Genomic DNA, 1,796 nt, shown 5'->3' on the forward strand with positions numbered 1-1,796 from the left:
AGGACTTTGTTGGCGGATTCGCCATTGTCAGGCGGTGAGTTCGAGTCCGAGGCGGGTGAATCGGCTGATGTGAGTGGTGCCGATGGGGGCGCCAGTCCACCAGGAGTCGAGGCGGTGGAGGTTGAGTCCGGCGGCGATCAGGACATGGCCGAGGTGTGTCTTGTGCAGGCCCCGGTAGGGCGTGGTCCGCGTCCGTGTCACCCGGACGGCCTGGGAGATGGTTCCCTCGACTCCGGCGCGTGTGCCGTAGGCGGCCTTCCACTCATCAGTCTCCTGCTCACGTCGGCGCTGGTCGAGGGCCTGCTGCTGGGGCTGGGTGAGCAGGGTCAGGCTGCGTCCGTACGTTTGGTTGGTGGCGCTGGTGCACTTGTCCCGCACCGGGCAGGCGTCGCAGTCGGTCTTGGCGAAATGGACCCGGACGATCTCGGTGCCGGTGGGTTTGCGCTGCTCGGACCAGCTGACGCTGCGCCGGCCGCGGGGGCAGGTGACCTTGCGGGCCGGCCAGTCGACGGCGAAGGCGTCCTGGCCGAGGCCGTCCGCGGCCCGACCCTGGGCGGTGGTGTCGGCGAAGACCGGCCCCATCAGCTCGATGTTCTGCTCGGCGGAGGCGACCAGCAGCGCGGCGGAGGTGTAGCCGGAGTCGACCAGATGGACGGCGGGCAGCAGGCCGCGTGCGGCCAGAGCGTGGTGGACGGGACCGGTAACCGCTGCATCGGGGACGGTGGCGTCGGTGGTGACCACGTTCGTGATCAGATGCGGGGCGCAGGGCTCACAGGTTTCGGTGAAGTGGACCTTGTAGCCGTCCCAGCCCGCGCCGCGCTTGATGCTGTAGCGGGTGTCGGTGTCGTAGGGGCTGGACAGCCTCAGCCTGCCCGGCGGGAGGTCCTTGCCCTCCCGCCAGCGCACCCCCATCCCGTCCTCGTCGCGGTGGTACTGCTGCACCCACGCGGTCCGCAGCACCTGCACCGCCTCGATCTCGCGCAGCCAGACGGGCGCGTCCGCCGCGTAGACGGACTGGAGCAGGGTGAATCCGTCCCGTCCCACGGTCAGCGCCCACCGCTGACGGGCGTCGACCCCCCTGGGGAAGCGGAAGGAGTCGATGCGCTTGCCGTAGCGTTCGAACCACTCCGGCACCGCAACCTGCCGCAGCCAGGCGGGCGCCGCGACCGCCAGCGTCTCCAGCGCGGCGCGCAGGGTCTCGCCGACGAACTCCATCCGGTTCAGCGTCCGCACCACGGCCAGCACATGCGTGGAGTCGGTGCGCTGGCGACCGCCCGCCCGCAACAGCCCCAGCTCGCCCACCCGTTCCAGCAGCCGGTCCAGGACCAGTTCCTCCAGACCGTGCGCGATCAGCCGGTCCCGGAACTCACTGAGCACCGAGAAGTCGAACCCAGGATCCTCCAGCTCCAGGCCGAGTGCGTACTTGACGTCGATCCGCCCGCGCACCGCGTCCGCGGCCTGCCGGTCCGTCAGCCCCTCCGCGAACTGCAACACGCTGACCATCGCCAACTGGCCCGGCGACCATGCCGGGCCACCCCGACGGGGAAACGCCCGAGCGAACTGCTCGTCCTCGAACAACGGCCCGAGCTCATCCCGGATCCGCATGGCCAGGCAGCCCTTGCGGAACGCTGCCCGCGCCACCCGCACGGTGACCTCCGGGATACACGGGGCAGGCACAGGGCGCAGCGACATCGCAGCCCTCCTTGCCTCCCCGCGAGACGAAACCGAACCCCACCAGACTGCCCGACCAAACAAGATCAGCAAAGGCGGTCGCCGAATCCGCCAACAAAGTCCTT

At 69.9% G+C, this 1,796-nt stretch carries 1 protein-coding gene; it reads right to left on the bottom strand.

The window, feature by feature from the left end:
- Positions 1-27 precede the first annotated feature (27 nt).
- Positions 28-1,692, bottom strand: coding sequence for an IS1182 family transposase (locus AC31A1_RS50910; protein WP_489659833.1), 1,665 nt, complete (start codon positions 1,690-1,692; stop codon positions 28-30).
- Positions 1,693-1,796: the final 104 nt, after the last annotated feature.

This window comes from Streptomyces sp. P5F9, assembly GCF_057961495.1.